Origin of the sequence: Capnocytophaga sp. oral taxon 863 str. F0517, from assembly GCF_000466425.1 — a bacterium.
Taxonomy (GTDB): Bacteria; Bacteroidota; Bacteroidia; order Flavobacteriales; family Flavobacteriaceae; genus Capnocytophaga.
In genome coordinates this window covers 605-1,319 of sequence record NZ_KE992160.1, presented here as the reverse complement: position 1 = coordinate 1,319, position 715 = coordinate 605, and the positions used below count along the sequence as shown (strand labels likewise).

Annotated in this window: 1 pseudogene; it reads left to right on the top strand. The window is 48.7% G+C overall.

From position 1 onward, the window contains the following. Positions 1-715 (top strand): annotated as a pseudogene (locus HMPREF1551_RS13995) (hypothetical protein); the annotation flags it as partial.

The window sequence follows — 715 nt, the reverse complement described above, 5'->3', positions numbered from 1 at the left end:
CCAGCCACTAAGGACAATGTAGATATCTCTATTGTGAACCATGGAAACCTCACAGGCCTTACGGTAGATTCAGCCACTGGCAAGCTTAAAGTACCTGCCCATGCCGCTGTTGGTAGCTATGAGGTGACTTATAGAATCTGTCTCAAAGGAGCTTCTGCACCTTGTGATACCGCTAAGGTGAAGATTACCATAAGTGGAGATAGCGGCGTGACCATCACTGCCAATAACGACCCTCTCACCCAAGTGACCAAGGGAGGTACCGCTGATGTCCTTTCCAACGACCGCTTAGGAGGTGACCCTGCTACTAAAGATAATGTAATTGTAACCATTGATAGCGATGGCGGCCTTACTGGTGTAGATATAGATACTGCCACCGGTAAAATCAAAATACCGGACAACGCTACCCCTGGTGAGTATGAAGTGACTTATAAGATCTGTGAGAAAGTAAACAATAGCCCTTGTGCTATGGCTAAGATCAAGCTCAAAGTAACCGACGATCCGGCTGCTACCCCTACCATCCAAGCCAATGACGATCCGGATACCCCTGTTCGCCCAGGCGATAAGGTGGATATCCTCTCCAACGACCGACTCAATGGAGACCCTGCCACCAAGGATAAGGTAATGATCAGCATTGACAACGACGGTGGCCTCACTGGTGTAAGCGTAGATGCTCAAACCGGTAAGATCCAAATACCAACAGATGCTCCTGCCAGAA